Genomic DNA, 25,731 nt, shown 5'->3' on the forward strand with positions numbered 1-25,731 from the left:
CGCCCTATGCCGCGTCTTGACGAAACCAAGGATTTCATCCCGGTGCGCATCGCGCTGCTGACGGTGTCGGACACGCGCGACCTGACGCAGGACCGCTCGGGCGACGTGCTGGCCGAGCGGATCGAGGCGGCGGGCCACGCGCTGGCCGATCGCATGGTGGTGCGCGACGAACGCGACCAGATCGTCGAGCAATTGCGCGAATGGATCGCCAACGCCGATATCGACGTGGTCATTTCCACCGGCGGCACCGGGCTCACCGGCCGTGACGTGACCGTCGAGGCGCATCGCGACGTCTACGAAAAAGAGATCGACGCATTCGGCACGGTTTTTACCATTGTCTCGATGCAAAAGATCGGCACCTCCGCCGTGCAGAGCCGCGCCACCGGCGGCGTCGCGGGCGGGACCTACCTCTTTGCCCTGCCCGGCAGTCCCGGTGCCTGTCGCGACGCCTGGGACGAAATCCTGTGCCACCAGTTCGATTACCGGCACCTGCCCTGTAATTTCGTGGAAATCATGCCGCGGCTCGACGAACATCGGCGCCGGAAATGAGCGCGGCGCGCGTGTAAAGGGCCTCACGGCTTGGCATTTGCCCGGCAATGGCTAGATTCAACACTGTCCGCACGCCAGCCGGACCGGTTGCACAAGGGTGCGCGCCATGCGGTTTCTGCGCCAGGGATTACTGGGCCTCTTCATCCTGTCACTGACGGCGGGGCTGCTCGGCTATGCCGGGCAAGTGATCCGGGACGCCGTCGAGGCGCGAATGGCGCGCGAAACGTATGCCCCCGAGAGGCGCGAGCGCGTGTTCGCCGTGCGCACTTTCACGCCCGAAGCCGAAACCGTTACACCACAGCTCGCGGCGTTCGGTCGGATCGAGAGCCGCCGCACCCTCGATATCCGGGCGCAGGTCGCCGGTGAAATTGTCGAGCTTGCCGAGGGTTTCATCGAGGGTGGCACCGTCGAGGCGGGGCAGTTCCTCGTGCGGATCGACCCGGCGCAGGCAGAGGACGCCCGCGAACGCGCGCGGATCGACCTCGCCGATGCCCGCGCCGAGGCGCGTGAGGCGGATCGCGCGCTGATCCTCGCGCGGGACGATCTCGCGGCGCGCGAGGATCAGACGGCGCTTCAGTCCCGCGCGCTGGCGCGGCAACGCGACCTCGAATCGCGCGGCGTAGGCACCCTCACCGCGATCGAGAGCGCCGAATACAACGTCATGCAGGCGCGGCAGGCGGTGCTTGCGAGCCGCCAGGCACTGGCCGTCGCCGAGGCGCGCGTCGATCAGGCCGCGACATCGGTCTCACGCGCCGAACTGGCGCTGACAGAGGCCGAACGGCGGCTGGCCGAGACGCGGATCACCGCCGGGTTCTCGGGACGGCTGAACGAGGTGAGTGCGGTCGAGGGCGGGATCGTCGCGGTGGGCGAACAAATGGCTCGGCTGGTTGACGGGCGCGCGCTCGAGGCGGCATTTCGCGTCTCCACGGCGCAATACACACGGCTTCTGGACGCGGATGGCGCACTGATGCCCCTGCCCGTTACCGCCACGCTCGACAGCGGCGACACTTCGGTCCGCGCGACGGGCCACATCGCGCGCGAGGCCGCCGCCGTCGCCGAAGGCGAAAGCGGTCGCATGATCTTTGCCGCGCTGGGCGGCGCCCCGGCGCTCAAACCCGGCGACTTCGTGCACGTCAGCGTCGAGGAACTGCCCCTCGACGGGGTAGTGCGGCTACCGGCCTCGGCGCTGGGCGGCGACAGCACGGTTCTCGCGGTCGGCGACGGGAACCGGCTGGAGGTGCTGCCAGTCACGCTGTTGCGGCGACAGGTCAACGACGTGCTGCTCGCGGCCCCCGGCGTGGCGGGGCGCGAGATCGTGACCGAGCGCAGCCCGGCGCTCGGCCCCGGCCTCAAGGTGCGGCGCATCGGCGCGCAAGAGGCGGACACCGTGTCTCTGAGTTCCGAGCGGCGCGCGCGGCTGCGCGCTCAGGTCGAGGCCGACACCGCGCTCCCCGAACACGAACGCCGCCGCCTGCTGGCCGATCTCGCCCGACCGCGCGTGCCCGCGCGCACAGTGGCGCGGATCGAAGCCAGAGTCGGCGGATAACCCCCGTGGGCGGGATCATCCCTTTCTTCACCCGGCACCGAACGGCGGCCAACCTGTTGTTGATCCTGATGGTGGCGCTCGGGCTGATGGCCGCACCGAACATGCGCGCGCAGTTCTTTCCCGACGTGGTGGTGGACAATGTCTCCGTTACGGTCGCCTGGGAGGGAGCGAGCGCCGAGGACGTGGACGCAGGGATCGTGCAGCTTGTCGAACCCGCGCTGCTGGCGGTCGAGGGAGTAACCGAGGCGCGCGCCACGAGCCGCGAGGGCAGCGCCGCGATGACCCTCGAATTCGAGCCCGGCTGGGACATGGGGCGCGCCGCCAACGAGGTCGAGGCCGCGCTGGGACAGATCACCGACCTGCCCGAGGATGCCGAGGAACCGGTGGTCCGCCGTGGCGCGTGGCGCGACCGCGTGACCGACGTGGTCATCACCGGGCCGGTCGGGGCCGAGCAACTGGCCCGTATCGCCGACGAATTCGTCACCCGGCTGTTCGCCGCCGGGGTAACGCGGGCCACCGTCTCGGGGGTGGCGGTGCCCGAAACGCGGGTCGAGGTGCCCGCGCACGCGCTCGTCGCCCATGACCTGAGCATGGCCGGGATCGCCGCCGCCATCGCCGCGCGCGTCGATGCCGCCCCGGCGGGCGACGTGACCGGGGCCAACGCGCGGCTGCGCACCGGCACCGAGCGACGCAACCCTGCCGAGATCGCCGCCATCCCGCTGCGGCTGCGCCCTGACGGCACGGCGCTGACGATCGGCGACGTGGCGACGGTGCGCGCGGGCGGTTTCGACCGCGGGCTTGCCTATTACGTGGGGGACGCCCCCGCCGTCACCGTCCGGGTGGACCGCCCCGCCGAGGGCGACGCGCTCGACGTGCAGGCAAAGGTGGAACAGATCGCGGGCGATATGCTGCGCCGCCTGCCCGAGGGCGTAGCGATCGAGCTCGTGCGTACCCGGTCCGAGGCCATTTCAAGCCGCCTGACGATGCTTCTCGACAATGCAGCCACCGGGCTGGCGCTGGTGGTAGGGCTGCTGTTTCTCTTCCTCAACGCGCGCACTGCCTTCTGGGTGGCGGCGGGCATTCCGGTGGCGATGCTGGCGGCGCTGGCGCTGATGTATGCCGCGGGGCTCACGCTCAACATGATCTCGCTTTTCGCGATCATCATTACGCTGGGGATCGTGGTGGACGACGCCATCGTGGTGGGCGAGCACGCCGACGCCCGCCACCGCCGATATGGCGAACCGCCCCCCATCGCCGCCGAACGCGCTGCCGGGCGCATGGCGCTGCCGGTCTTTTCCGCGACACTCACAACGCTGATCGCGTTCTTCGGGCTGGCGATCATAGGCGGGCGGTTCGGCAACCTCATCTACGACATCCCCTTCACCGTCATCGCCGTGCTGACGGCGAGCCTGCTGGAATGTTTCCTGATCCTGCCCAACCACATGGCCCACGCGCTGGCGCGTTCGGCGCGCGAGCGGTGGTACGACATTCCGAGCCGGGTGGTGAACCGCGGCTTCACGGCCTTTCGCGACCGTGCCTTCCGGCCACTCGTGGGGCTGGTGATCCGGGCACGCTACGCGGTGCTGGCGGCGGCGGTGCTGCTGCTGGCCGTGCAGGTCGCGAGCGTGGTGCGCGGCGACGTGACGTGGCGGTTCTTCAACGCGCCCGAACGCGGCAGCGTTACAGGCAATTTCGCGATGGCGCCGGGTGCCACGCGCGCCGACGCGCTGGCGCAAATGCGCGCGCTGCAACAGGCGGTGGAGGATCTGGGCAAAGAATACGCCGCGCGCCACGGGCAGAACCCCGTGCAACACGTACTCGCGCAGGTGGGCGACCATGCCGGGCGCGGCATGGCCGGGTCCGAGACGCGCGAAGACGACCTCAAGGGCGGCATTTCCATCGAATTGATCGACGCCGACCTGCGCCCCTATTCTAGCTTCGCTTTCCTTGCCGACCTGCAGGAACGCGCGCCGCGCCTGCCGATGACCGAAGCGCTGAGCTTTCGCGGGTCGCGCTCGGGCCCCGGCGGGGACGCCATCGACATCGCCCTCTACGGGGCCACGGCAGAAACGCTCAAGGCCGCCGCCGAGGCGCTCAAGACGCGCCTGGCGCAAGAGCCCGAGGTCTCGGCGCTGGAGGACACGCTGGCCTGGGACAAGGCCGAACTCGTACTGGAACTGACGCCCCACGGGCAGGCGCTGGGTTTCGACATCGACGCGCTGGGCCGCACGCTGCGCAACAGGGTGAGCGGCATCGAGGCGGCGACATATCCCGACGGGCCGCGCTCTGCCGCGGTGCGGGTGGAACTGCCCGAGGCGGACCTGTCGGCGGATTTCCTCGACACCACGATGGTGCGCAGCGCCACCGGCCAATACGTGCCGGTGGCCGATATCGTCACAGTCACCACGCGCACCGGATTTGCCACCGTGCGGCGCGAAAACGGGCTGCGGCTGGTGACGGTTACGGGCGACATCTCCGGCGACGACCCCGCCCGCGCCGCCGAGATCACCCGCGCTCTGGAGACCGAGATCCTGCCGCGCATCGCGGGCGAGCACCGGGTGGAATACCGCATGGGCGGTCTAGCCGAGCAGGAGGACGATTTCCTCGCCGATGCGCGGCTGGGGCTGATGCTCACCCTGCTGGGCATCTACCTCGTCCTCGCGCTGGTGTTTGCAAGCTGGGCGCGGCCGCTTGCGGTGATGGCGGTGATCCCCTTCGGCCTCGTCGGCGCGATCTGGGGGCATGCACACTGGGACATGCCGCTGTCGATGTTCTCGGTGGTGGGGCTTCTGGGCATGACCGGCATCATCATCAACGACTCCATCGTGCTGGTGACCGCGATCGATGGGCACGCGCGGGGGCGCGGGCTGATCCCCGCCATCATCGAGGGCACGGCGGACCGGCTGCGCGCCGTGGTGCTGACCACGCTCACCACGGTAATGGGGCTCGCGCCGCTACTGTTCGAGCGCTCGACACAGGCGCAGTTTCTCAAGCCGACGGTCATCACGCTGGTCTATGGCCTTGGCTTCGGCATGGTGCTGGTGCTGATCCTCGTGCCCGCGCTTCTGGCCATCGGGCGCGATCTGGGGCGGCCCTTCACCGCGCTGGGGCGCGGCTGGCGGGCGCGGCGTGGCGGCGTGGCGGCACTGATGCGGGGCACAGGTGCTGCGCTGGCGGCGTGGTTCGCGGCAACGGTGGGCTGGGTCCTGGTCACCGGCGCACTGCCCGCGCCGCTCGCAGGGCTGGTGCCGCTCGCGCCGATGCAGGCGGCGCTGGTGTTGCAGGCGGGCGGGGCGGCAATGCTGCTCGCACTGATCTGGACCGGGGCGATGGTGGCGAAGTACAGGCGCCGCCAAAGCGGCTTGCGCCGTCCCTGATCCGGCGCTACGCCTGCGCCATGCGGATCGTGCGCGACCATAGCTTTGCCACCGAGGCCGACCGGGGCGCGTCCGTCGCCATCGGCAATTTCGACGGCGTCCACATCGGTCATCGCCACGTGATCGACATCGCCCGCGACGCAGGCGCGCGGATCGGCGCACCTCTGGGCGTGTTGACCTTCGAGCCGCACCCGCGCGAATTCTTTGCCCCCGACGCCCCCCCCTTCCGGCTGATGAGCGCCGAGGCGCGCACCCACAGGCTGGAAAAAATCGGGGTCGAGCGGCTGTACGAACTGCCCTTCAACGCGGCCCTCGCGGGGCTCAGCCCGCGCGCCTTTGCCAGCGAGGTGCTGGCCGGCGGGCTGGGGCTGCGCCACGTGGTGGTCGGCGCGGATTTCTGCTTCGGCAAGGGGCGCGCGGGCGACGCCGCCGACCTGCAGGCTTTCGGTGCGGAATTGGGCTTTGGCGTGACCATCGCCGACCTGCTCGAAGGCTCGGACGGACAGGTGTCGTCGACCGCGATCCGGCAGGCACTCTCCGAAGGCCGCCCGCGCGATGCCGCGGAAATGCTGGGCCACTGGCACCGGATCGAAGGGCCGGTGGTGGGCGGCGAGCAGCGCGGACGCACGCTCGGATACCCGACGGCCAACATGTCCATCGCCGGGCTGCACCCGCCGCGCTTCGGCATCTACGCCGTGCTCGTGGACGTCCTCGACGGCCCGCATGCGGGGCACTATCACGGTGCCGCCTCGCTCGGACTGCGACCCATGTTTCAGGGCCAGGAGCCCAATCTCGAAACCTTCCTGTTCGATTTTTCCGGCGATCTCTACGGCGCGCATCTCTCGGTCGGCCTCGTCGACTACCTCCGCCCCGAAGAGACATTCGACGGCCTCGACGCCTTCATCGCGCAGATGGATGCCGATTGCGCCCGCGCCCGCGACATCCTGGCCGCGACATGAGTGACACCGACGATCCCATCGACCGCAGCGGCCTGCGCCCCCGCTTCTGGGAGACAACGCCCCTCGACCGCATGACGCAGGCGGAATGGGAGGCGCTCTGCGACGGCTGTGGCAAGTGCTGCCTCAACAAGCTGGAGGATGACGAGACCGGCGAGGTGGCGCTGACCCGCGTCGCCTGCCGGCTCTTCGACGACACCACCTGCCGCTGCGCGCAATATCCGATCCGGCAACAATTCGTGCCGGAATGTATCTCGCTCAAGCCCCACACGATCGAGCGCCATGCCTACTGGCTGCCCGAAACCTGTGCGTACAAGCTGCTTCACGAGGGCAGGCCGCTCTTCGACTGGCACCCGCTCATCTCGGGCACGCCCGAGAGCGTGCACGCGGCGGGCGTGTCGGTTCAGCACAGGACCTTGCCGGAATTCGACGTGCCGGAAGAGGAGTGGGAAGACCACATCATAGAGGAGCCCACCTGATGCAATTTGCCTCCGACAATGCCGGTCCCGCCCTGCCACAGGTGATGGAGGCGATGATCGCCGCCAACGCGGGGCACGCCCCCTCCTACGGCGCCGAGGCGCTGATGGAAGAGGTCCGCGACCGGCTGCGCGACCTGTTCGAGGCCCCGCAGGCGAGCGTCTACCTCGTGGCCACCGGCACGGCGGCCAACGCGCTGGCGCTCGCCACCCTGTCGGAGCCGTGGCAGACCGTGTTCTGCACGCCGCTGGCGCATGTCCACACCGACGAATGCAACGCGCCCGAGTTCTTCACCGGCGGCGCCAAGCTCAGCCTCGTGGGCGCAGGCGACAAGATGACGCCGGATGAGCTGGAGCGCGCCATCGGCGGCTGGCCTGCGGGCGACGTCCACAATCCGCAGCACGGACCGGTGTCGCTCACGCAGGCCACCGAACGCGGCCGCATCTATACCTGCGAGGAAATCGCCGCGCTCTGCGGCGTGGCGCGCGAGCACGGCCTGCCCACCTACATGGACGGCGCGCGCTTTGCCAACGCGGCGGCGGCGCTCGGCTGCACCCCCGCCGAGATGACGTGGCGCGCGGGCATCGACGCCGTCAGCTTCGGCGGCACCAAGAACGGCTGTCTCGGCGTCGAGGCGGTGATCTTCTTCAACCCCGAGAACGCCTGGGAATTCGAGCTGCGGCGCAAGCGCTCGGCGCATCTCTTCTCCAAGCACCGGTATCTCTCGGCGCAGATGCTTGGCTATGTCACGGCGGATGCATGGCGCGAGGCGGCACAGCTCGCCAATGCCCACGCCGCCAGGCTGGCCGAGGGTCTGCGGACCGTGCCGGGGGCCGAGATGGTGCACAACCGCGAGGTCAACATGATCTTCGCCCGACTGCCGCGAGCCACCCACCGGCGGCTCAGGGCGGCAGGCGCGGCCTACGCGCTCCACGAGGGGCCGCTGGACGCAGGCCCGGACGAAGAGCCGCTGATGGCCCGATTCGTCTGCGACTGGTCGGTGCGCGAAGACGAGATCGACCGGTTTCTGGAGATGGCGGCGGGGTAGTGTTCGCCACCTGAATAAAAGGGGCGTGGTTTGCCTCCGGTGCGGCCTTGGTCGCTCGGACGAAGGGGCGAGGGCGGGTGTGCGGACGAAGCAGCCGTTCGATGTTGCCTCACCAAGGTCCGCTTCAAGGCACCGGCAACGGGCCAGTCTATTCAAGATGCGGCGAACCAGTTCGGCGATCCCAGACCATTGCCCAAAATTGCTGATCCCAGTTCGTCTGGTGGCCGTCAAGATAGCGGGACTTCCCGAGCGCGTCTCCAAGACGAGAGACAATTTCACAAAATTTCGTGTCCTCGGAGGCGCAGTTAGCAAGCCAAATACGTCCTAGAGTGTAATGCAGGATCGAGTGATACAACGTTATTCGAGTGGCCTTTTGAGGGTCATAAACGATCGGCCCACTTTCAATATACGCAGTGCTCTCGCCGGGGTTGGCAAAGTGCAAACGACTTTGCCACTGAGCTAGTTGCGAAGTGTAATGTGCATATGGCTGGACGGCTCCTGCCAGCTTAGCCATGAAATCTTCCCAACTCTCCGACCAAAGCCCCGTACCATAGGAAGGCCATACCTCCCTAGCGAGCCACTGGCGGACTTTGCCAGGTGACGCTCTGCCCTTCAACCAGTCTTCTAGAATCGCCTCTCGGCCATTCGTTCGGCACATGCCCAGCTCAATTATTGCCAGCGCTTCGATGCAATATCGGGTTTGGGAGAGCGCGTTGGCGTGAATGCCTGCCTTGTTGGCTTCATAAGCGATTTCCATGGCATGCACAAAAAAATAGACTGCTTCTTGCGGCACCAAAGATAGGTGAGTTGGCAGGCCATGCGATTTGATCGCCGCGGCGACTCTCTGGTGGACGGGATCGAATGCTTCCTCGGCCCTAATAAACCACTCTGGTATATTGCGTTCAGCCAACAACCTATCCCTTTTTGTTCGTGGTCTTGGAATAACGCTAGCTGGAATTCTTGTCACGCTCTTGGCGGCGTCAACATAAGCCTACCTTCATGCGCATCGCAACATTCAGCACTGTCGGCCCCCTCGCCCTCATCCTACCCTTTCGCTCAAGGACGCCGACCCCGTGCCCGATACCCTGCGTCCATCGGGTGTCCCATGCCACGCGGCGGATGCCACGCCCTCAGCCCGCGTAATCAGCATCGCTGACATGGTCGAGCCAGTCCGCCGTGCGCCCGTCCACCGATTCCTGGATGGCGAGGTGGCACATCACGCGGTCCGGTGCCGCGCCGTGCCAATGCTCCTCGCCGGGTGGAATCCAGACCGTGTCGCCTTCGCGGATCACCTCCACCGCGCCGCCGCGGGTGGCGACGCGGCCCACGCCCGACAGAACGTGCAACGTCTGCCCGCGCGGATGCGTGTGCCACGCGGTACGCGCGCCGGGCGCGAAGGTGACGCGCAGAGCGCGGATATCGGTCCCGGCCCCCTCGCCGATCACCGGCTCGTGCCAGACCGTGCCGGTGAAATAGTCGGGGTCGGCGGGACGGCTCGCGCGTGTATCTGTCCTGATGATTTCCATGAGCCACTCCCTTGTTTCGCTCCCGATCCTACGCCGCGCGCCGCATGATGCAACGCCGCTTTTTCCCCGGCGACTCTCTTGACGCCCCGTGGCTTTGCGCTTAAGCACCGTTCACGGAATTCGGGGCGCTGCCTGTGGCGGTGCCCGTTTGTATTGAGACAGGGCCTCGATGCCCTCACCCAGAGACGAGGATGACCCCATGTCGCGCCGCTGCGAACTGACTGGAAAAGGCCCGATGGTCGGCAACAACTCGAGCCACGCCAACAACAAGACCAAGCGCCGGTACCTGCCGAACCTCAACGACGTGACGCTGCAATCGCAGACGCTGAACCGCGGCATCAAGCTGCGCATCTCGGCACACGCACTGCGCAGCGTCGATCATCGCGGAGGGCTCGACGCCTTTCTCGCCAAGGCCAAGGACGAAGAGCTTTCGGCCGCCGCGCTGAAGGTCAAGAAAGAGATCGCCCGCGCACAGGCCGCCACCGCCTGAGCCCGGCCCCGATCCGACAGACCTGCCCCGTCGCGCCGCGGCGGGGCTGTTTCGTTTTGTCGCTTGCCGCGCGCGCCCGGACCCGCCTATACCTGCGGGCGATGACAGCCTCGCGCGGCATAACCACTCTCGGGCTCTGCCTGTTTCTGGCGCTTACCAGCGTCACCCTCGCGGTGGCGCGCGGCGCGCCGGGGCCGGTGGGGGTGATGGTGATCTGCACCGGCGAGGGGATGCAACGGCTGGCCGTCGATGCCGACGGACAGCCGGTGGCGCCACCGCATATCTGCCCCGACTGCCTGCTCGCCTTCCACGCCAGCCCGCTGCGCGATCCCCTGCCCGCCCCGCGCGCCGCCTGCACAACCGCGCGCGCGCCCTTCGCCGAGGCGAGCCACGCCGCCGCGCCCGCGCGCCCGGCGATGCTGGCGCGCGCGCCGCCGCTCCAGGTCTGAGTTCACACTTTCCCGCAACCAGACCCACAGGAGCGACACCATGTCCCTCAGATCCACCGCCTTCACGGCGCTTGCCGCCCTCACCCTCGCCGCGCCCGCCATGGCGCAGGAAATCCACGTGCTCGACCCCTACGCCCGCAGCGCCAGCCCGATGGCCAGAACCGGCGCCGCCTTCATGCTGATCGAGAATATCGGCGACGCGGATGATCGGCTGATCGACGTCACTTCTCCCGCCGCCAAGCTGGCGCAGCTTCACACCCATCGCGAAAAAGACGGCGTGATGAAGATGGTCCATGTCGAGGAGGGCTTTGCCGTCCCGGCGGGCGAGACCATTTTCCTCCAGCGCGGCGGCAACCACGTCATGCTCATGGGCCTGGCCGAGCCGTTCGAGCAGGGCAAGACCATCTCGCTCACCCTCGTCTTTGAGAAATCCGGCGAGATCGAGATCGAGGTGCCGGTCGATCTCGCACGCAAGGCCGGGCAAGGCAACGGGCAAGGTCACGGCGACTGAACGCCCGCCTCTCCGATAAGGCCCGCCACCCACTCGGGCACGACACGCGAGGCGCGGCCCTGCCGCGCCTCGTGGAAATCGCTTGCCACCGCAGACGCCTCCAGATTGATCTCGACGCAATGCGCGCCCGCGCCTGCCGCCTCCTGCGCAAATCCCGCCGCAGGCCAGACCTGCCCCGATGTGCCGATGGCCGCAAATAGGTCGGCACCGGCCAGATGGTCCAGAATCTCCTCCATCCGGTAGGGCATCTCGCCGAACCAGACCACGTCGGGGCGGCAGGCGCACGCACCGCAGGCCGGGCAGGCATCGGCGCGTGACATCTCCGGTGGCGCGTCCCACCGGTGGCCACAAGCGGCACAGAGCGCGCGCGCCAACTCTCCGTGCATGTGGATCACCCCCCGGCTCCCCGCCGCCTCGTGAAGAGCGTCCACGTTCTGCGTGACGATGACCACCTCGCCGGGGTGCGCCGCCTGCAGCCACGCAAGCGCCGCGTGCGCGGCATTGGGCCGGACACCGGCGGCCTGCGCACGGCGGGTGTTGTAGAAACGGTGCACGCGGCCCGCGTCGCGGATAAATGCCTCGGGTGTGGCCACGTCCTCGATCCGGTGCTTGGCCCACAGGCCGCCCGCGTCGCGAAAGGTCGCGAGCCCGCTTTCCGCGGAAATCCCCGCGCCGGTGAGAATGACGATCTTTTCCATCGCGACCTCCCCGTCTATATCTGCCGGATCGGAGGCCCCATGACCACCCGGATTCTATTTGTCTGCCTTGGCAATATCTGCCGCTCGCCCGCCGCCGAGGGCGCGGTTCGCGCGCTGTTGCCGGGCGCACAAACCGACAGCGCGGGCACGGGCGACTGGCATGTGGGCGAGCCGCCCTATGGCCCGATGCAGCACGCGGCACAGGCACGCGGGCTCGACATCTCGGACCTGCGCGCGCGGCAATTCGAGGCGGCGGATTTCGAGCGCTTCGACCTGATCGTCGCGATGGACGACAAGAATCGCCGCGCGATCGAGGCGCTGCGGCCAGCGCACTGCGCCACGCCGGTCACCCTGCTCACCGATTACGCGCCCGAGGCGCGTGCCGATCACGTCCCCGACCCCTATTACACGCGCGATTTCGACGGTGTACTCGACCTGATAGAGAGCTGCGCGCGGGGCCTCGCCGCGCGGCTCTGATCCGCGCGCCCGTTCGGAAAGTCCGAAACCGGCTTTCACGTGCTGGAAAAACCCCGTCACATCCCCGGCAAATCGCTTGCCCGTCACGGCGCCGCGCCCCATTCCAAGAGGGGAAGGAGACCCGCACCATGCCGCTGACATACCTCAAGATCGCCCACGCAGAGATGCCACAGGCCGCTGCCGATATCGCCGACACGGTGCAGGTCATGCTCGCGCGGCTGCGGGCGGGCGGCGCGCAAGTGGCACTGGAATACGCCCGCGACCTCGATGGCTGGGACGGGCCTGTGACGCTCGGCGAGGCCGAGATCGCAGCCGCCTCGGCCCGCGTGCCGCAGGCGCTCAAGGACGATATCGCCTGGGCGCATGACAACATCTCGCGCTTCGCCGCCGCCCAGCGCGCCACCGCGCAGGACATGGAAATCGAGCTGCGCCCCGGCCTGATCGCCGGGCAGAAGCAGATCCCGGTGCGCGCGGCTGGGTGTTACGTCCCCGGCGGGCGCTACAGCCACATCGCCTCGGCGCTGATGTCCATCGCCACCGCGCGAGAGGCCGGCGTGGGCGACATCACCGCCTGCTCGCCTCCCTCCGGGCCGGGCGGCATCCCCGATGCGCTGGTGCACACGATGCATCTGGCCGGGGCCACGCGTATCCTGTGCCTCGGTGGGGTGCAGGGCGTCGCGGCGATGGCCTTCGGCCTGTTCGGTGCCCCGGCGGCGGATATCCTCGTCGGCCCCGGCAACGCCTACGTGGCCGAGGCCAAGCGCCAGCTTTTCGGCCCGGTCGGCATCGACATGTTCGCCGGGCCGACCGACAGCCTCGTGCTCGCCGATGACAGCGCCGACCCCGAGACCATCGCCGCCGACCTCGTGGGACAGGCCGAGCACGGCGCGACCTCGCCGGTGTGGCTCGCGACCAGCTCGCGCGCGCTGGCCGAGACGGTCATGGCGCGCGTGCCTGCGCTCATCGCCGCCCTGCCCGAACCGAACCGTACCGCCGCCGCGACCGCGTGGCGCGACCTGGGCGAGGTGGTGCTATGCGACAGCGCCGAGGAAATGGCCGCCCATGCCGACGACCGCGCACCCGAGCACCTGCATGTGCAGGCCCGCGATCTCGACTGGTGGCTGGGTCGGCTCGCCGCCTACGGCTCGCTGTTTCTGGGCGAACGCACGACCGTGGCCTTCGGCGACAAGGCGGCGGGGCCCAACCATGTCTTGCCCACCTCCGGGGCCGCGCGCTACACGGGGGGGCTGTCGGTGCACAAGTTCCTCAAGACGGTTACCTGGCAAAGGGTCGAGTCGCAGGCGCTCGGCGATCTGGCCGGGGTGACGGCGCGGCTCAGCCGGGCGGAGGGGATGGAGGGGCACGCGCGCAGCGCCGATATCCGCATGGGCGCGGAGGACCGCGCCCTCACCTCGACGGGGTAGAGCGACCGATGAAAACCGTGGGCATTCTCGGGGGGATGGGGCCAGAGGCCACCATCCTCCTGATGCAAAAGGTGATGGCGGCAGTGCCCGCGCGCGACGATTCCGACCACGTGCCACTCCTCGTGCACCAGAACCCGCAGGTGCCCAGCCGCATCAAGGCGCTGATCGAGGGGACCGGAGAAGACCCCGGCCCCACCCTCGCGCGCATGGCCCGCGATCTCGAGGCAGGCGGCGCGCAGGCGCTCGCCATGCCGTGCAACACCGCGCATCACTACGCCCCGGCGGTTCGCGAGGCGACGGCGCTGCCGTTTCTCGACATGCTGGACCTGACCGCTACGCATCTGGCAGGGGCGGGGGCGCGGCGCATCGGCATGCTCGCTTCGCCCGCGACCCGGCTCGCGGGAGTGTTCGACGCGCCCTTCGCCACTCATGGCCTCACACCCGTCTTTCTCCGGGACGACGCGGCCCTCCTGTCGGTCATCCGCGCGGTCAAGGCGGGCGAGCCGCTCGCCGCGCTCCGTCCCCGCCTGCGCACCGAGGCCGAGGCCCTCATCGCGCAAGGGGCCGATCACCTGCTGATCGCCTGCACCGAACTCTCGCTGATGTCCGATGCATTACCGACGCAATACCGACACTATACCGACAGCCTAGATTGCCTGACCGCCGCGATCGTGGACTTCGCCCGCGGCTGATCCCGGTCGTTCAAGTCCGTCACGGGAAATGGTGCGCGCAAGGCCCTGGGCCCGGTCATGGACGCAGCACATCAATGGGGCGGGACACATAGGCCCGACCTGACATAAGACAGGAGCATGGTGCTGCCGCGGCGTGGGGCGAAAGTGATGAGGGCTTGACTTGCAGCCCCTCGGCGGGACCAGTTATCTTTCTGGATCAAATCGACGGAAATGCCATGCAGGTCTTGTTGAGAGAGGCGATAGGGATCGCACAGGGCGACGAGTCCCTCTTTTCCGATTTCGCGGATGGCGGCGAGATGTGGACCGCCGAGGGCACGCGCGAACGGCGCAAGCGGGTGGTGTTCGACCCGCCCTTCCGGGCCGCGCCGAGCGTCCATGTCGGCCTGTCACTGTGGGATACCGATTGCAGGACCAACGCCCGCATGGAGGTGAGCGCCGACAACATTGCCGCGGGCGGGTTCGACATCGTCTTTCGAACCTGGGGCGACACGCGCATCGCCCGCGTGCGGGTACGCTGGATCGCCATTGGCGCGGCACATCACGAGGATGACTGGCGCGATCTCGAATGACCGCCGCGCTCAGGAGCGTCGCAAAAGACTGAGAAGCTGTTGCGAGGGCAGACCATCCGCCTCGGCCCCGACCGATCGTTGAAAGGCGCGGATCGCCTCCACCGTATTGGGCCCCACGATCCCGTCGATCTTCTCGACCGCGAATCCCTTGCGCTTCAATCGGCGCTGCATTTCCTTGCGCTCGTCGAAGCTCAGCGGGTCATAGCCGCGCGGCCAACTCGCCTGGATGGGTGGGCCGCCCGCGATCCGGTCGGCAAGATGTCCCACCCCGAGCGCATAGGCATCGGCGTTGTTGTAGCGCTTGATGACGTCGAAATTGGCGAACACCATGAACGACGCCCCCGCCGGACCCGCCGGTTGCAGGATGCGCGCCGAGCCGTAATCGCGCACCGCGCGCCCGTCTGTCCCCACCACGCCGCGCGACGCCCAGTCCGAAGGCATCCGGCTGGTGTTGCCAAAGGACGCCCCGCGCGGCACGCGTACCTCCACGCCCCAGGGCATCCCCTTGCGCCAGCCGAACCGCTTGAGATACGCCGCCGTCGAGGCCAGCGCATCGGTGGGATCGTCCGACCACACGTCGCGCCGGCCGTCGCCGGTGAAATCTACCGCATAGGCAAGATAGGAGGTCGGGATGAACTGCGTGTGCCCCATTGCGCCCGCCCAAGAGCCCTTCATGTCGCGCGGGTTCACGTCGCCCGATTGCAGGATCTGCATCGCGGCAATCAACTGTTTCTCGAAGAATGCACCGCGCCGCCCGTCATAGGCCAGAGTCGCCAGCGACTGCACCAGTGGCAAATCGCCGAGCCGCGTGCCATAGGCGCTCTCCATGCCCCAGACCGCCGTGACGATCTCCTTTTCCACGCCGTAATGCGCCTCGATCCGATTCAGCACGCGGCTATGGCGGCGCAGCGCGGCCCGCCCGTCCTCGACCCGTTTCGGCGAGGTGGTCGCGTCGAGGTAATCCCATATCTCGCGCTTGAACTCGGACTGGTTGCGGTCCTTTGCCACCACCTCCGGGTCGTATCGAACGCCCCGGAAGGCGCGGTCAAGCACGTCGCCACGGATACCCGCCGAGGCCGCCCGCGCCCGGAACCCGGCGATCCAGCGGTCAAAGCCCGTATTGCCGCTTGCCAGCACGACGCGGGCACCGTCAGCCACATCGGGCCGGGCGCGCGGGCGCAGGCTGTGCACCGGCACGTCCACCGAGATCACCACCGCCGTGCTCACCGCGCCGGACCCCGGCCGCAATTCCGGGCGCAGGGATTCCGTCACCGACGCCGCGACTGCCCCCCCGAAAAGGAGCGCCAATCCCGTTATCAACACCAGTCCTGCCCGCATCGCCTGTCTCCGCCTGCCCGGATTATTGGCCGATCATAGCGCGATTGTTCCCGTTCCGAAAGCGATCCCGGCGGTGCCGCGCGGGTGGCCGCCGATCTCAGCCGCGCTTGCGCTCCGCCTTGCGCTTTAGCTTGGCCGACTTGCGCCGCGCCGCGCCGATCTTGCGGCGCGGAGGCTTGCCACGTGCTGTGCCCTCACCCTTGGGCACCTGTGACCCCTCGATATCGAGGAGATCAAAAGCCAGCCCGCCCGAGACCGGCGCCGCCTCGGCAAGGCGCACGGTCACCCGCTGCCCCAGTGCGATAATGCGCCCGGTATCGGCCCCCATCAGGATGCCGCGCTCGGGGTCGAAATGAAAATATTCGCGGCCCAGCGCGCGCATCGGGACGAGCCCGTCCGCTCCGGTCTCGTCCAGCTTCACGAACACGCCGAATCGGGCGATGCCGCTGATCTTGCCAGTGAATTCCTCGCCCAAACGCTCGGAGAGAAAGGCGGCGAGGTAGCGATCATTGGTGTCACGCTCCGCCACCATCGAGCGGCGCTCCGTATCCGAGATATGCTGTGCGGTGGCGTCGAGCCCTTCGATCTCGGGGCCGCTCAGCCCGTCCTTGCCCCAACCATGCGCCGAGATGAGCGCGCGATGCACGATCAGGTCGGCATAGCGCCGGATGGGCGAGGTGAAATGCGCATAGGCCCTGAGCGATAGACCGAAGTGCCCGAAATTCTGTGGCGCGTAATAGGCCTGCGTCATGGCGCGCAGGGTGGACATGTTGATGACCTCGGCATGGTCCGTATCGCGCGCGGCGTGCAGGAGCGCGTTGAGATGCGCGGTGCGCAGCACCTGCCCCTTGGCCAGCACCAGCCCCGCAGTCTCGGCCACCTCGCGCAGCGTGTCGAGCTTTTCAGCCGGCGGCTCCTCGTGGACGCGGAACAAGAGCGGGCTCTTGCGGGTGGTCAGCGCCTCGGCTGCGGCGACATTGGCGAGTACCATGCACTCCTCGATGAGCCGGTGCGCCTCGAGCCGTTCGGCGAAACGCACCGAAGTGACCTTGCCCTCGTCGCTCAGCTCGACCTTGCGCTCGGGCAGGTCGAGGTCGAGCGGCTGCCGCCGGTGGCGCGCCTTGGCGAGCGCGGCGTGGGCGGCGTAGAGCGGGCGGATCACGTCCTCCAGCAGGGGCTCAGTCTTGTCATCGGGCGCGCCGTCCATCGCCGCCTGCACTTGGGCATAGGTGAGTGACGCCGCAGAGCGCATCAGTCCGCGCACAAAGCGGTGGCCGATCTTTTCGCCTGCTGCGTCGATCTGCATCCGCACGGCGACGCAGGGGCGCGGGACGCCCTCGTGCAGGCTGCACAGGTCCGCCGATAGCCGGTCCGGAAGCATGGGCACCACGCGATCAGGGAAGTAGCTGGAATTGCCTCGTTTTTTCGCCGCGTTGTCGAGCGCGGAGCCGGGGCGCACGTAGTGGGCGACATCGGCGATGGCGACCCAGATGACGTGGCCGTCGGGGTTTTTCGGGTCGTCATCGGCATGGGCGTGGACGGCGTCGTCATGGTCGCGCGCGTCCGACGGATCGATGGTGATGAGCGGCAGGTCGCGCAGATCCGTGCGGCCCTTGAGGCCGGCGGGTTTCATCGCGTCGGCCTCGGCGATCACCTCGTCGGGGAATTCGTCGGGGATGCCGTGCTGATGGATGGCGATCAGCGACACGGCCTTGGGTGCCGAGGGATCGCCCAGCCGGTCGAGCACCCGCGCGCGCGGCAATCCCATGCGCCCCGGCGGCCCGGCCTGCTCGGCCTCGACCAGCTCGCCATCCTGCGCGCCGCCGGTGGCGTCGCGTGCAACGAGCCATTCCTTTCCCGCGCCCTTGTCGATGGGAACGATCCGGCCGCCCTCTTCGCTCTTGCGGAAAATCCCAAGTACTTTCCGTGGGTTGGCCCCGATACGGCGGATGAGGCGGGCCTCGTAATGGTGCGCTTCGGCGCGCACGTCATGCACGCGGGCGAGGATGCGGTCGCCTTCGCCCAGCGCCGGATCGGCGGCGCGGGGCAGCACCAGCACCACCGGCTCCACCCCCTCGCCGTGCCATTCCAGTGGCCGGGCGAGCAGTTCGCCATCGGGCGTCAGCGCGTTGATTTGAAGCACCGTGACGGGCGGCAGGCGCTCGGGGTCGCGGTAGGTCTTCTTGCGTTTTTCCAAGTGTCCTTCGGCCTCTAGCTCGCGCAGGACGCGCTTGAGGTCGATCCGCGCAGCCCCCTTGATACCAAAGGCCTTGGCGATATCGCGCTTGGAGGTGAGGGTCGGGTTGTCGGAAATCCATTGCAGGATTTCCGCCTTGGAGGGCTGTTGGCTCATGGCCTGCACGTAGCACGGCGCGCCGGGCGCGTCATCCGCGAAAAGCGGCTGAAACCGTGTCGGTATTCTGTCGGTATTCCGTCGGTATCGCGTCGGCCTCACCGACGGCGCGTGAAAAAATCCTTGGAATTTTCATTTTCCCCGCGCAGGATCGGGGAAACCGAGAATCTTCACAGGGAGCACGCCGCCGATGCTGCAACAGGACCCGAGCGAGACGCGCACCCTCGGTGCCGACTTGCGCGCGCTGCGCAAGGCGCGCGGCATGACGCTCGCGGCGCTGGCCGGGCGGCTGGGGCGGTCGGTGGGCTGGCTGTCTCAGGTCGAGCGCGACCTGTCGGAGCCGTCGATCAGCGACCTGCGGCAGGTGGCCGAGGTGCTGGGCGTGCCGATGTCGCTGCTGTTCGGTCATGCCAGCGCCCCCGCCGAAGAGCAGGGATACGTGGTGCGCGCGGGCGCGCGGCGACCGATGGGGTCGGGCGAGGAGGGCCTGATCGAGGAATTGCTGTCGCCCGACCTGACCGACGATTTCGAGGTCATCCACTCGACCTTCGAGCCTGCATCGAAAATGCAGCGCGCGGCACAGCGGCCCACGCAGGAGGTGGGCTATATCGTCTCTGGCCGACTCGACCTGAGCATCGGTGGGCGGCGGTTCACCCTTGGCCCCGGCGACAGCTTCCGCTTTCGTGGCGAGCCGTATTCCTGGGCCAACCCCTATGACACCCCCTGCGTGGCGATCTGGGTGATCGCCCCGCCGGTCTATTGAGGGCGCGGGCATGAGCTGGGAGGCCTGGACCGTCTTTGCCCTCTTCTGGGTGGTGTTCGTCACCACGCCGGGGCCAAACCATGTCAACTGCATCCAGACCGGCATGCATGTCGGGTTCCGTCGCGGCCTCTGGGCGGTGGCGGCGATCCTGACGCAGGCAACTCTGTTCCTGACCCTGTCGGCGGCGGGGATCACCGCCTTGATCGCCGCGTCGCCGGTGGCGTTCGAGGCCGCGAAACTCGCCGGTGCGGGTGTGCTCATCTGGCTCGGCATACGCGGCTGGATGCGGGCGCGACGGCCCATCGAGACCGGCACGCAAAGCGGCGGGTCGGTGTTCTGGCGGGCCTTCATGGTCGCCACGATCAACCCCAAGAGCGTGGCGGGCTATCTCGCCGCGTTTTCACAATTCGTGCAGCCGGGCGTGCCGATCTGGGATCAGATGTGGGTGATCTTTCCCACCGCGCTGACCATCACGGCGCTCAGCTATACCGGCTTTACCGCGCTTGGCGCGGGGCTGGGGCGGGCGGCGCTGGGGGCGGTGGTCAATGTCTGGCTGCGGCGGGGGATGGCCGCCGCGTTCGTGCTCTATGGCGTGGCCCTGGGCAGCGCCGCAACACCGGGGAGGATATGATGCACAAGGGATCGTGTCTGTGCGGAGACGTGACATTTACCGTGAACGCGGCGCCGGAGGGGCCAAGCGTGTGCCATTGCGGACAATGCCGCAATCAATCGGGGCACCTCTGGGCCTCGGCCTACGCGCCGGAGCACGACATCGCAATCACCGGTCGGGTCACGTGGTACGAGGCGAGCACCACCGCGAAACGCGGCTTTTGCCCGCGCTGCGGATCGTTCCTGTTCTGGAAAGCGCACGGTGAGGACACGATGAGTTTCGCGCTTGGTGCGCTGGACGAGCCGACCGGCGTGAGGCTGGAGAAGCATATCTTTGTCGCGGACAAGGGTGACTATTACGACATCGCGGACGGGTTGCCGCAGAAAGAGTGAGCGAGGGGAGACATGGCTGAGATTCCAACGACCGCACGCGCGGTCATCATCGGCGGGGGCGCCGTGGGGGCGTCCTGCCTCTATCACCTGGCCCGCGCGGGCTGGACCGACAGCGTCCTGCTGGAGCGCAACGAGCTGACAGCGGGCAGCACCTGGCACGCGGCGGGCAATGTGCCCACCTTTTCCACGAGCTGGTCGGTGATGAACATGCAGCGCTACTCGACCGAGCTTTATGCACGGCTCGGGGCCGAGGTCGACTATCCGATGAACTATCACCAGACGGGCTCTATCCGGCTGGCGCATTCGCGCGAGCGGATGCAGGAATTCGAGCGCGCCAAGGGGATGGGCAAGCACCAGGGGATGGACCTCGAAATCCTCGGGGTGGGCGAGATCAAGGCGCGCTATCCCTTCATCGAGACGCATGACTTGCACGGCGCGCTCTATGACCCCAACGACGGCGATATCGACCCCGCGCAACTGACGCAGGCGCTGGCCAAGGGGGCGCGGGAGATGGGCGCGCGCGTGCTGCGTTTCTGCCCCGCTACCGGCGTGCGGCGCGAGAACGGCGAATGGATCGTCGAGACGGAGAAGGGCGAGATCCGCTGCGAGATCGTGGTGAACGCCGCGGGCTATTACGCGCAGCGCGTCGGCGAATGGTTCAAGCCCTATGGCGGGCGGACCGTGCCGATGATGGTGATGAGCCATCAATACCTTCTGTCCGAGGAAATCCCCGAGATCGAGGCGTGGTCGAAGGAGCAGGGCCGCAAGCTGCCGCTGTTGCGTGACGTCGATGTCTCCTACTACCTGCGGCAGGAAAAGCACGGCTTTAACCTCGGGCCTTACGAGCCACGCTGTCGCGCCCATTGGGCCGACCCGAGCGATCCAATGCCCGACGATTTCAGCTTTCAGCTATGGCAGGAGGATATCGACCGGATCGAGGAGATCGTGACCGACGCGATGGCGCGGGTGCCGCTCTTGGGCATCTCGGGGATCAGCAAGATCATCAACGGGCCGATCCCCTATGCGCCGGACGGGATGCCGCTGCTTGGCCCCATGCCGGGGGTGCCCAATGCGTTCGAGGCCTGTGTGTTCACCTTTGGCATCGCGCAGGGCGGTGGCGCGGGCAAGGTGCTGGCCGAATGGGTGACGGAAGGCGCGCCCGAGTGGGACATGTGGTCGTGTGACCCGCGCCGCTACACCGATTACACCGATCACGAGTATTGCGTGGCGAAGGGGATGGAGGTCTATGGCCACGAATACGCCATGCATTTCCCCTGGCACCGCTGGCCGGCGGCGCCCGACCGCAAGCTCAGCCCCGTGCATGACCGGATCAAGGAAATGGGCGGCCAGATGGGCGACTATAACGGCTGGGAGCGCGCCAACTGGTTTGCGCAGCCGGGCGACGACACGTCTGAAGAGGCCACGCAGACCTGGGACCGCGCGGGGCCGTGGGAGCCGCGCATCCGGCAAGAATGCGAGGCGGTGAGAGACCATTGCGGCGTGCTCGACCTGCCCGGTTTCTCGCGGTTCAAGGTGCAGGGGCCGGGGGCCGATGACTGGCTTCGCGGGCTGGTCACGGGGGCCTTGCCCAAGGTGGGGCGCGTGGGGCTCGTGTATTTCACCGACGACCGGGGGCGCATCGTCACCGAGATGTCGGTGACGCGCGAGGCCGAGGACCGCTTCGTGCTGGTCACCGCCGCGTCTGCGCAATGGCATGACCGCGAATGGCTGGAGCGGCACATGCCCGAGGGGGCCGGTTTCACGCTGGAGGACTGGACCGACCGGATGTCGACCCTGATCGTCACCGGCCCGAAATCGCGCGACGTGCTCAGCCCCCTCACCAACGCCGATCTGTCCCTGCCCTGGCTCAGCTTTCAGGAGGCGGAGGTGGCGGGGCGATGGGCCGCGCTGCTGCGGGTCTCGTTCGCCGGCGAACTCGGCTGGGAAATCCATGCGGAAAACGCCGATATCCCGGCGATCTACGAGGCGGTCGTCGACGCGGGAGCAAAACCCTTTGGCATGTGGGCGCTGAACTCCTTGCGCATCGAGAAGGGGTATCGCGCGTGGAAAGGGGACCTCTCGACCGATTACTCGATGCTGGAGGGCGGGCTGGATCGGTTCGTGAAGCTCGACAAGCCGCAGGAGTTTCCCGGCAAGGCGGCGCTTCTGGCCGAGAAGCAAAGGGGCGTGAAGAAACGGTTTGTGCCGCTGATCGTCGAGGCGGGGGCGGCGGATGCGCCCTACATGTCGACGATCTGGCACGGGGGGGAGATTGTGGGCGAGACCACCTCTGGCGCCTGGGGCTACCGGGTCGGGGCGTCGGTGGCGCTCGCCATGCTGCGCGCGGACCTTGCGGTTCCGGGCACCAAGCTGGAGGTCGAGATCTACGGCGAACGGGTCCCGGCGGTGGTGCAGCCCGACGCGCCGCTGTGGGATCCGGAGAACGAGAGGCTGCGCGCGTGACCCAGCCCGCCACCATGCGCGGCGTGTACCTCACCCGCCACGGCGGGCCCGGGGCGCTGGAATGGCGCGAGGATATCCCCGTGCCGCGCCCCGGACCGGGCGAGGTGCTGGTCCGGGTGCTGGCGGCGGGGGTGAACAACACCGATATCAACACGCGCGAGGGCTGGTATGCGGCGGAGGTGACGGGGGCCACCGGCGAGACCGGCGAGGGTGTCGAGGCCGGGGGCTGGTCGGGGGCGCTGCGCTTTCCGCTGATACAAGGCGGCGACCTGTGCGGCGAGGTGGTGGCGCAGGGGCCGGGCGTCACCACCCCGGCGCGGGGCGCGCGCGTCACCTGCCCGATCAACATCCCGCGCCCGACACAAGACAACCCGGTGGGTTTCGTCGCCCTCGGCTCGGAGATCGACGGGGCCTTTGCCGAGTATTGCCTGATGAGGGCGGATGACCTGCATGACGTGAGCGACGCGCCGCTCTCGGACGTGGAAATCGCCGCCATCCCCTGCGCCTTCGGCACCGCGCTGGGGTTGCTGGACCGGGCGGGCGTGGCGGCGGGACAGGAGGTGCTGATCACCGGGGCCTCGGGCAATGTCGGGTTGGCGGCGGTGCAACTGGCGGCCGCAATGGGCGCGCAGGTGACCGGCATCGCCGCCCCCGCCAAAGCGGAGATCGTGAAGGAAGAAGGCGCGGTCGAGGTGATCGCTCGTGACGCCCAGCTGCCCGAAGACCGCTTTCACGCGGTGATCGACCTCGTGGGCGGCCCCGCCTTTCCCGCGTTCATCGACGCGCTGCGCCCCGGCGGGCATTACGCGGTGGCGGGTGCCATCGCCGGGCCGATGGTCAGCGCCGATCTGCGCCGCATCTACCTGCGCGATATCACCATCCACGGCTGCACCTACCAGTCTAGCTACGTCTTTGCCCGGCTGATGGATATGGTGCGCAAAGGCGAGGTTCGCCCGCGCATCAAAGCCACCTATCCGCTGCGCGACATCGCCCGCGCGCAGGCGGATTTCCAGGCCAAGGCCGATGCCGGCAAGCTGGTCCTGCTGCCACAGGAGACCGCTACATGACTGCGATCACGTTGCTTGACGGCTCCATCGGGCAGGAGCTTGTGAAACGCTCCGGCGACCGGGCGACGCCGCTGTGGTCCACGCAGGTGATGATCGACCACGGTGACCTCGTGCGGGAGGTGCATGACGCCTATTTCGCCGCCGGGGCCACGGTGGCCACCACCAACACCTACGCGGTGCTGCGCGACCGGCTGGCGCGGGTGGGGCTGGAGGATCAGGTGACCCGCCTTGCCGGGACCGCCGTAACCGCCGCCTGTGCCGCGCGCGACGCGCACGGATATGGCCGCGTGGCCGGGGCGCTCGGGCCGTTGGTGCAATCCTATCGCCCCGACCTCTGCCCCCCTGCCGAGGAAGCCGCGCGCATCTATGCCGAGCCGGTGGCGGCGCTGGCGCCCGGTGTCGACCTGCTGTTGCTGGAAACCATGGCTTCCGTCGATCAGGCGCGCGGCGCGCTGATGGCCGCGCGCGAGACCGCCCTGCCCGTCTGGCTCGCCGTGTCGGTGATGGACGACGACGGCACGCGCCTGCGCTCGGGCGAGCCGGTTGGGGCGCTGGCCCCGCTCATCGCCGAGATGCCGCCCGATGCGATCCTGCTCAACTGCTCGCCGCCCGAGGCGATCACGCAGGGGCTGGGCGAAATCGCGGCGTTTGGCCTGCCCTTCGGGGCCTATGCCAATGGCTTTACCCGGATCAGCGACGGCTTTCTCGGCGCCGCGCCCACGGTCGACGCACTTGAGCAACGCACCGACCTCAGCCCCGCCGCCCATGCCGAGGCGGCGATGGGCTGGATTGCGCAGGGCGCCACCATCGTCGGCGGCTGCTGCGAGATCGGCCCGGCCCATATCGCCGAGCTGGCGCGACGCATCCGCGAGGCGGGCCATGACATCGTCTGACCCGCTGTTTCTTCTTGCCGAAAATACTCCGGCCCAACCATGACACGAGGTGAATCATGACCGATCTTCCAACGCAGGCCCGCGTGGTCATCATCGGCGGCGGCGTAGTGGGCTGTTCCGTCGCGTATCACCTGACCAAGCTGGGCTGGAGCGACGTGGTGCTGCTAGAGAGAAAGCAACTGACCTCCGGGACCACATGGCATGCCGCAGGGCTAATCGGGCAGCTCAGGGCCACCGCCAACATGACCCGCCTCGCGCGCTATTCGGCGGAGCTATATTCCGGGCTGGAGGCCGAGACCGGCATCGCCACCGGCTTTCGGCAGGGGGGCTCGATCTCGGCGGCGCTGACCGCTGACCGCCGCGAGGAATTGATGCGCAGCGCCGCGATGGCCCGCGCCTTTGGCGTGCCGGTTGAGGAGCTGAGCCCCGCCGAGATCAAGGACCGTTACCCGCATATCAACCTCGACGGCGTGACGGGGGGCGTGTGGCTGCCCACCGATGGGCAGGCCGACCCGGCCAATATCGCGCTGGCGCTGGCCAAGGGCGCACGCAACCGGGGCGCGCGGGTGGCCGAGCGGGTGAAGGTGACGGGCATCGCGCGGCAGGGCCGCCGCGTGACCGGCGTGGACTGGCAAGGCGAGGATGGAAGCAGCGGCCATATCGCCTGCGACATGATAGTCAATTGCGCGGGCATGTGGGGCCGAGAGGTGGGGCGCATGGCCGGAACCAACGTGCCGCTGCATGCTTGCGAGCATTTCTATATCGTATCCGAGCCGATCGCGGGTCTGTCGCAGCTTCCGGTCCTGCGGGTGCCGGATGAATGCGCCTATTACAAGGAGGATGCGGGCAAGATGATGCTCGGGGCGTTTGAGCCCAATGCCAAGCCGTGGGGGATGGCGGGCATTCCCGAGAGTTTCGAGTTCGATCAGTTGCCGGAGGATTTCGACCATTTCGAGCCGATCCTCGAGGCGGCCGTCAACCGGATGCCGGTGCTGGCCGAGGCGGGGATTCACACGTTCTTTAACGGTCCCGAAAGCTTTACCCCCGATGATGCCTATCACCT

25 protein-coding genes are annotated in these 25,731 nt (G+C 68.1%); 20 read left to right on the forward strand and 5 right to left on the reverse strand.

What is annotated here, in order from left to right; all coding sequences use genetic code 11:
• Nucleotides 1-6: 6 nt before the first annotated feature.
• From moaB to CRJ03_RS14645, 6 genes are all read left to right on the forward strand, one after another.
• Complete coding sequence (moaB, locus tag CRJ03_RS14620) at nt 7-549, forward strand: molybdenum cofactor biosynthesis protein B (RefSeq protein WP_104019600.1); 543 nt, start codon at nt 7-9, stop codon at nt 547-549.
• A gap of 106 nt (nt 550-655) precedes the next feature.
• Complete coding sequence (locus CRJ03_RS14625) at nt 656-2,095, forward strand: efflux RND transporter periplasmic adaptor subunit (protein ID WP_104019601.1); 1,440 nt, start codon at nt 656-658, stop codon at nt 2,093-2,095.
• A 5-nt stretch (nt 2,096-2,100) separates the two neighbouring features.
• Nucleotides 2,101-5,472, forward strand: a complete 3,372-nt coding sequence (locus CRJ03_RS14630; RefSeq protein ID WP_104019602.1) for an efflux RND transporter permease subunit — start codon at nt 2,101-2,103, stop codon at nt 5,470-5,472.
• Between the two features lie 20 nt (nt 5,473-5,492).
• Nucleotides 5,493-6,431, forward strand: coding sequence for a bifunctional riboflavin kinase/FAD synthetase (locus CRJ03_RS14635; protein ID WP_104019603.1), 939 nt, complete (start codon nt 5,493-5,495; stop codon nt 6,429-6,431).
• On the forward strand, nt 6,428-6,907 hold the full coding sequence (locus tag CRJ03_RS14640) for a YcgN family cysteine cluster protein (protein ID WP_104019604.1): 480 nt from the start codon (nt 6,428-6,430) through the stop codon (nt 6,905-6,907). Before CRJ03_RS14635 ends, CRJ03_RS14640 begins: the two co-directional genes overlap by 4 nt.
• Nucleotides 6,907-7,953 carry a threonine aldolase family protein gene (locus tag CRJ03_RS14645; RefSeq protein WP_104019605.1) on the forward strand — a complete coding sequence of 349 codons (1,047 nt, stop codon included), beginning with the start codon at nt 6,907-6,909 and terminating at the stop codon, nt 7,951-7,953. The genes CRJ03_RS14640 and CRJ03_RS14645 overlap by 1 nt, the downstream gene beginning before the upstream one ends.
• A gap of 148 nt (nt 7,954-8,101) precedes the next feature.
• On the opposite strand, the gene CRJ03_RS19730 is transcribed toward CRJ03_RS14645, so the two are convergent.
• Both CRJ03_RS19730 and CRJ03_RS14650 read right to left on the reverse strand, forming a co-directional pair.
• Nucleotides 8,102-8,863, reverse strand: a complete 762-nt coding sequence (locus tag CRJ03_RS19730) for a hypothetical protein (RefSeq protein ID WP_129590290.1) — start codon at nt 8,861-8,863, stop codon at nt 8,102-8,104.
• A 220-nt stretch (nt 8,864-9,083) separates the two neighbouring features.
• On the reverse strand, nt 9,084-9,479 hold the full coding sequence (locus CRJ03_RS14650; protein ID WP_104019606.1) for a (R)-mandelonitrile lyase: 396 nt from the start codon (nt 9,477-9,479) through the stop codon (nt 9,084-9,086).
• A 199-nt stretch (nt 9,480-9,678) separates the two neighbouring features.
• On the opposite strand from CRJ03_RS14650, the gene rpmB reads away from it, so the two are divergent.
• The 3 genes from rpmB (at nt 9,679) to CRJ03_RS14665 (ending at nt 10,929) form a co-directional block, all read left to right on the forward strand.
• Nucleotides 9,679-9,969 (forward strand): 50S ribosomal protein L28, encoded by a 291-nt coding sequence (gene rpmB, locus CRJ03_RS14655; RefSeq protein ID WP_104019607.1) that lies wholly within the window; start codon nt 9,679-9,681, stop codon nt 9,967-9,969.
• 101 nt (nt 9,970-10,070) lie between these two features.
• The gene (locus CRJ03_RS14660) at nt 10,071-10,418 is read left to right on the forward strand and encodes a hypothetical protein (protein ID WP_104019608.1); all 348 of its coding nucleotides are present in this window, start codon (nt 10,071-10,073) and stop codon (nt 10,416-10,418) included.
• Between the two features lie 40 nt (nt 10,419-10,458).
• On the forward strand, nt 10,459-10,929 hold the full coding sequence (locus CRJ03_RS14665; protein WP_104019609.1) for a copper chaperone PCu(A)C: 471 nt from the start codon (nt 10,459-10,461) through the stop codon (nt 10,927-10,929).
• Here the strand turns inward: CRJ03_RS14665 and CRJ03_RS14670 are convergent.
• A complete protein-coding gene (locus CRJ03_RS14670) occupies nt 10,917-11,627 on the reverse strand; it encodes an NAD-dependent deacylase (protein ID WP_104019610.1) in 711 nt (236 codons plus the stop codon). The two genes, CRJ03_RS14665 and CRJ03_RS14670, sit on opposite strands and share 13 nt — an antisense overlap.
• 39 nt (nt 11,628-11,666) lie before the next feature.
• Here CRJ03_RS14670 and CRJ03_RS14675 point away from each other — a divergent pair, with 39 nt between their 5' ends.
• The 4 genes from CRJ03_RS14675 (at nt 11,667) to CRJ03_RS14690 (ending at nt 14,789) form a co-directional block, all read left to right on the forward strand.
• Nucleotides 11,667-12,104 (forward strand): low molecular weight protein-tyrosine-phosphatase, encoded by a 438-nt coding sequence (locus tag CRJ03_RS14675; protein WP_104019611.1) that lies wholly within the window; start codon nt 11,667-11,669, stop codon nt 12,102-12,104.
• 128 nt (nt 12,105-12,232) lie between these two features.
• Nucleotides 12,233-13,528, forward strand: a complete 1,296-nt coding sequence (gene hisD, locus CRJ03_RS14680; protein ID WP_104019612.1) for a histidinol dehydrogenase — start codon at nt 12,233-12,235, stop codon at nt 13,526-13,528.
• 8 nt (nt 13,529-13,536) lie between these two features.
• Complete coding sequence (gene cuyB / locus CRJ03_RS14685; protein ID WP_104019613.1) at nt 13,537-14,220, forward strand: cysteate racemase; 684 nt, start codon at nt 13,537-13,539, stop codon at nt 14,218-14,220.
• Between the two features lie 215 nt (nt 14,221-14,435).
• On the forward strand, nt 14,436-14,789 hold the full coding sequence (locus tag CRJ03_RS14690) for an H-type lectin domain-containing protein (protein ID WP_104019614.1): 354 nt from the start codon (nt 14,436-14,438) through the stop codon (nt 14,787-14,789).
• 9 nt (nt 14,790-14,798) lie between these two features.
• Here CRJ03_RS14690 and CRJ03_RS14695 read toward each other — a convergent pair whose 3' ends face one another.
• Together CRJ03_RS14695 and rnr are read right to left on the reverse strand one after the other, a co-directional pair.
• The gene (locus tag CRJ03_RS14695) at nt 14,799-16,127 is read right to left on the reverse strand and encodes a lytic murein transglycosylase (protein ID WP_104019615.1); all 1,329 of its coding nucleotides are present in this window, start codon (nt 16,125-16,127) and stop codon (nt 14,799-14,801) included.
• Between the two features lie 97 nt (nt 16,128-16,224).
• Nucleotides 16,225-18,480 (reverse strand): ribonuclease R, encoded by a 2,256-nt coding sequence (gene rnr / locus CRJ03_RS14700; RefSeq protein WP_104019616.1) that lies wholly within the window; start codon nt 18,478-18,480, stop codon nt 16,225-16,227.
• Between the two features lie 190 nt (nt 18,481-18,670).
• On the opposite strand from rnr, the gene CRJ03_RS14705 reads away from it, so the two are divergent.
• The 7 genes from CRJ03_RS14705 to CRJ03_RS14735 all read left to right on the forward strand — a co-directional run.
• Nucleotides 18,671-19,243, forward strand: coding sequence for a helix-turn-helix domain-containing protein (locus tag CRJ03_RS14705; RefSeq protein WP_104019617.1), 573 nt, complete (start codon nt 18,671-18,673; stop codon nt 19,241-19,243).
• A gap of 10 nt (nt 19,244-19,253) precedes the next feature.
• Nucleotides 19,254-19,874 (forward strand): LysE family translocator, encoded by a 621-nt coding sequence (locus CRJ03_RS14710; protein WP_104019618.1) that lies wholly within the window; start codon nt 19,254-19,256, stop codon nt 19,872-19,874.
• The gene (locus CRJ03_RS14715; protein WP_206018376.1) at nt 19,874-20,245 is read left to right on the forward strand and encodes a GFA family protein; all 372 of its coding nucleotides are present in this window, start codon (nt 19,874-19,876) and stop codon (nt 20,243-20,245) included. The genes CRJ03_RS14710 and CRJ03_RS14715 overlap by 1 nt, the downstream gene beginning before the upstream one ends.
• Nucleotides 20,246-20,257: 12 nt before the next feature.
• Entirely contained in the window at nt 20,258-22,708 is a 2,451-nt protein-coding gene (locus CRJ03_RS14720) for a GcvT family protein (protein WP_104019620.1), read from the forward strand.
• Nucleotides 22,705-23,775: a zinc-binding dehydrogenase gene (locus CRJ03_RS14725; RefSeq protein WP_240611686.1), complete on the forward strand. Its 1,071-nt coding sequence runs from the start codon at nt 22,705-22,707 to the stop codon at nt 23,773-23,775. Before CRJ03_RS14720 ends, CRJ03_RS14725 begins: the two co-directional genes overlap by 4 nt.
• Nucleotides 23,772-24,668 (forward strand): homocysteine S-methyltransferase family protein, encoded by an 897-nt coding sequence (locus CRJ03_RS14730; protein WP_104019621.1) that lies wholly within the window; start codon nt 23,772-23,774, stop codon nt 24,666-24,668. Before CRJ03_RS14725 ends, CRJ03_RS14730 begins: the two co-directional genes overlap by 4 nt.
• 56 nt (nt 24,669-24,724) lie before the next feature.
• On the forward strand, nt 24,725-25,731 hold a 1,007-nt coding region (locus CRJ03_RS14735; protein ID WP_129590291.1), incomplete at its 3' end, for an NAD(P)/FAD-dependent oxidoreductase.

The sequence above is a fragment of the Roseovarius nitratireducens genome (genome assembly GCF_002925845.1).
Lineage (GTDB): Bacteria > Pseudomonadota > Alphaproteobacteria > Rhodobacterales > Rhodobacteraceae > Roseovarius > Roseovarius nitratireducens.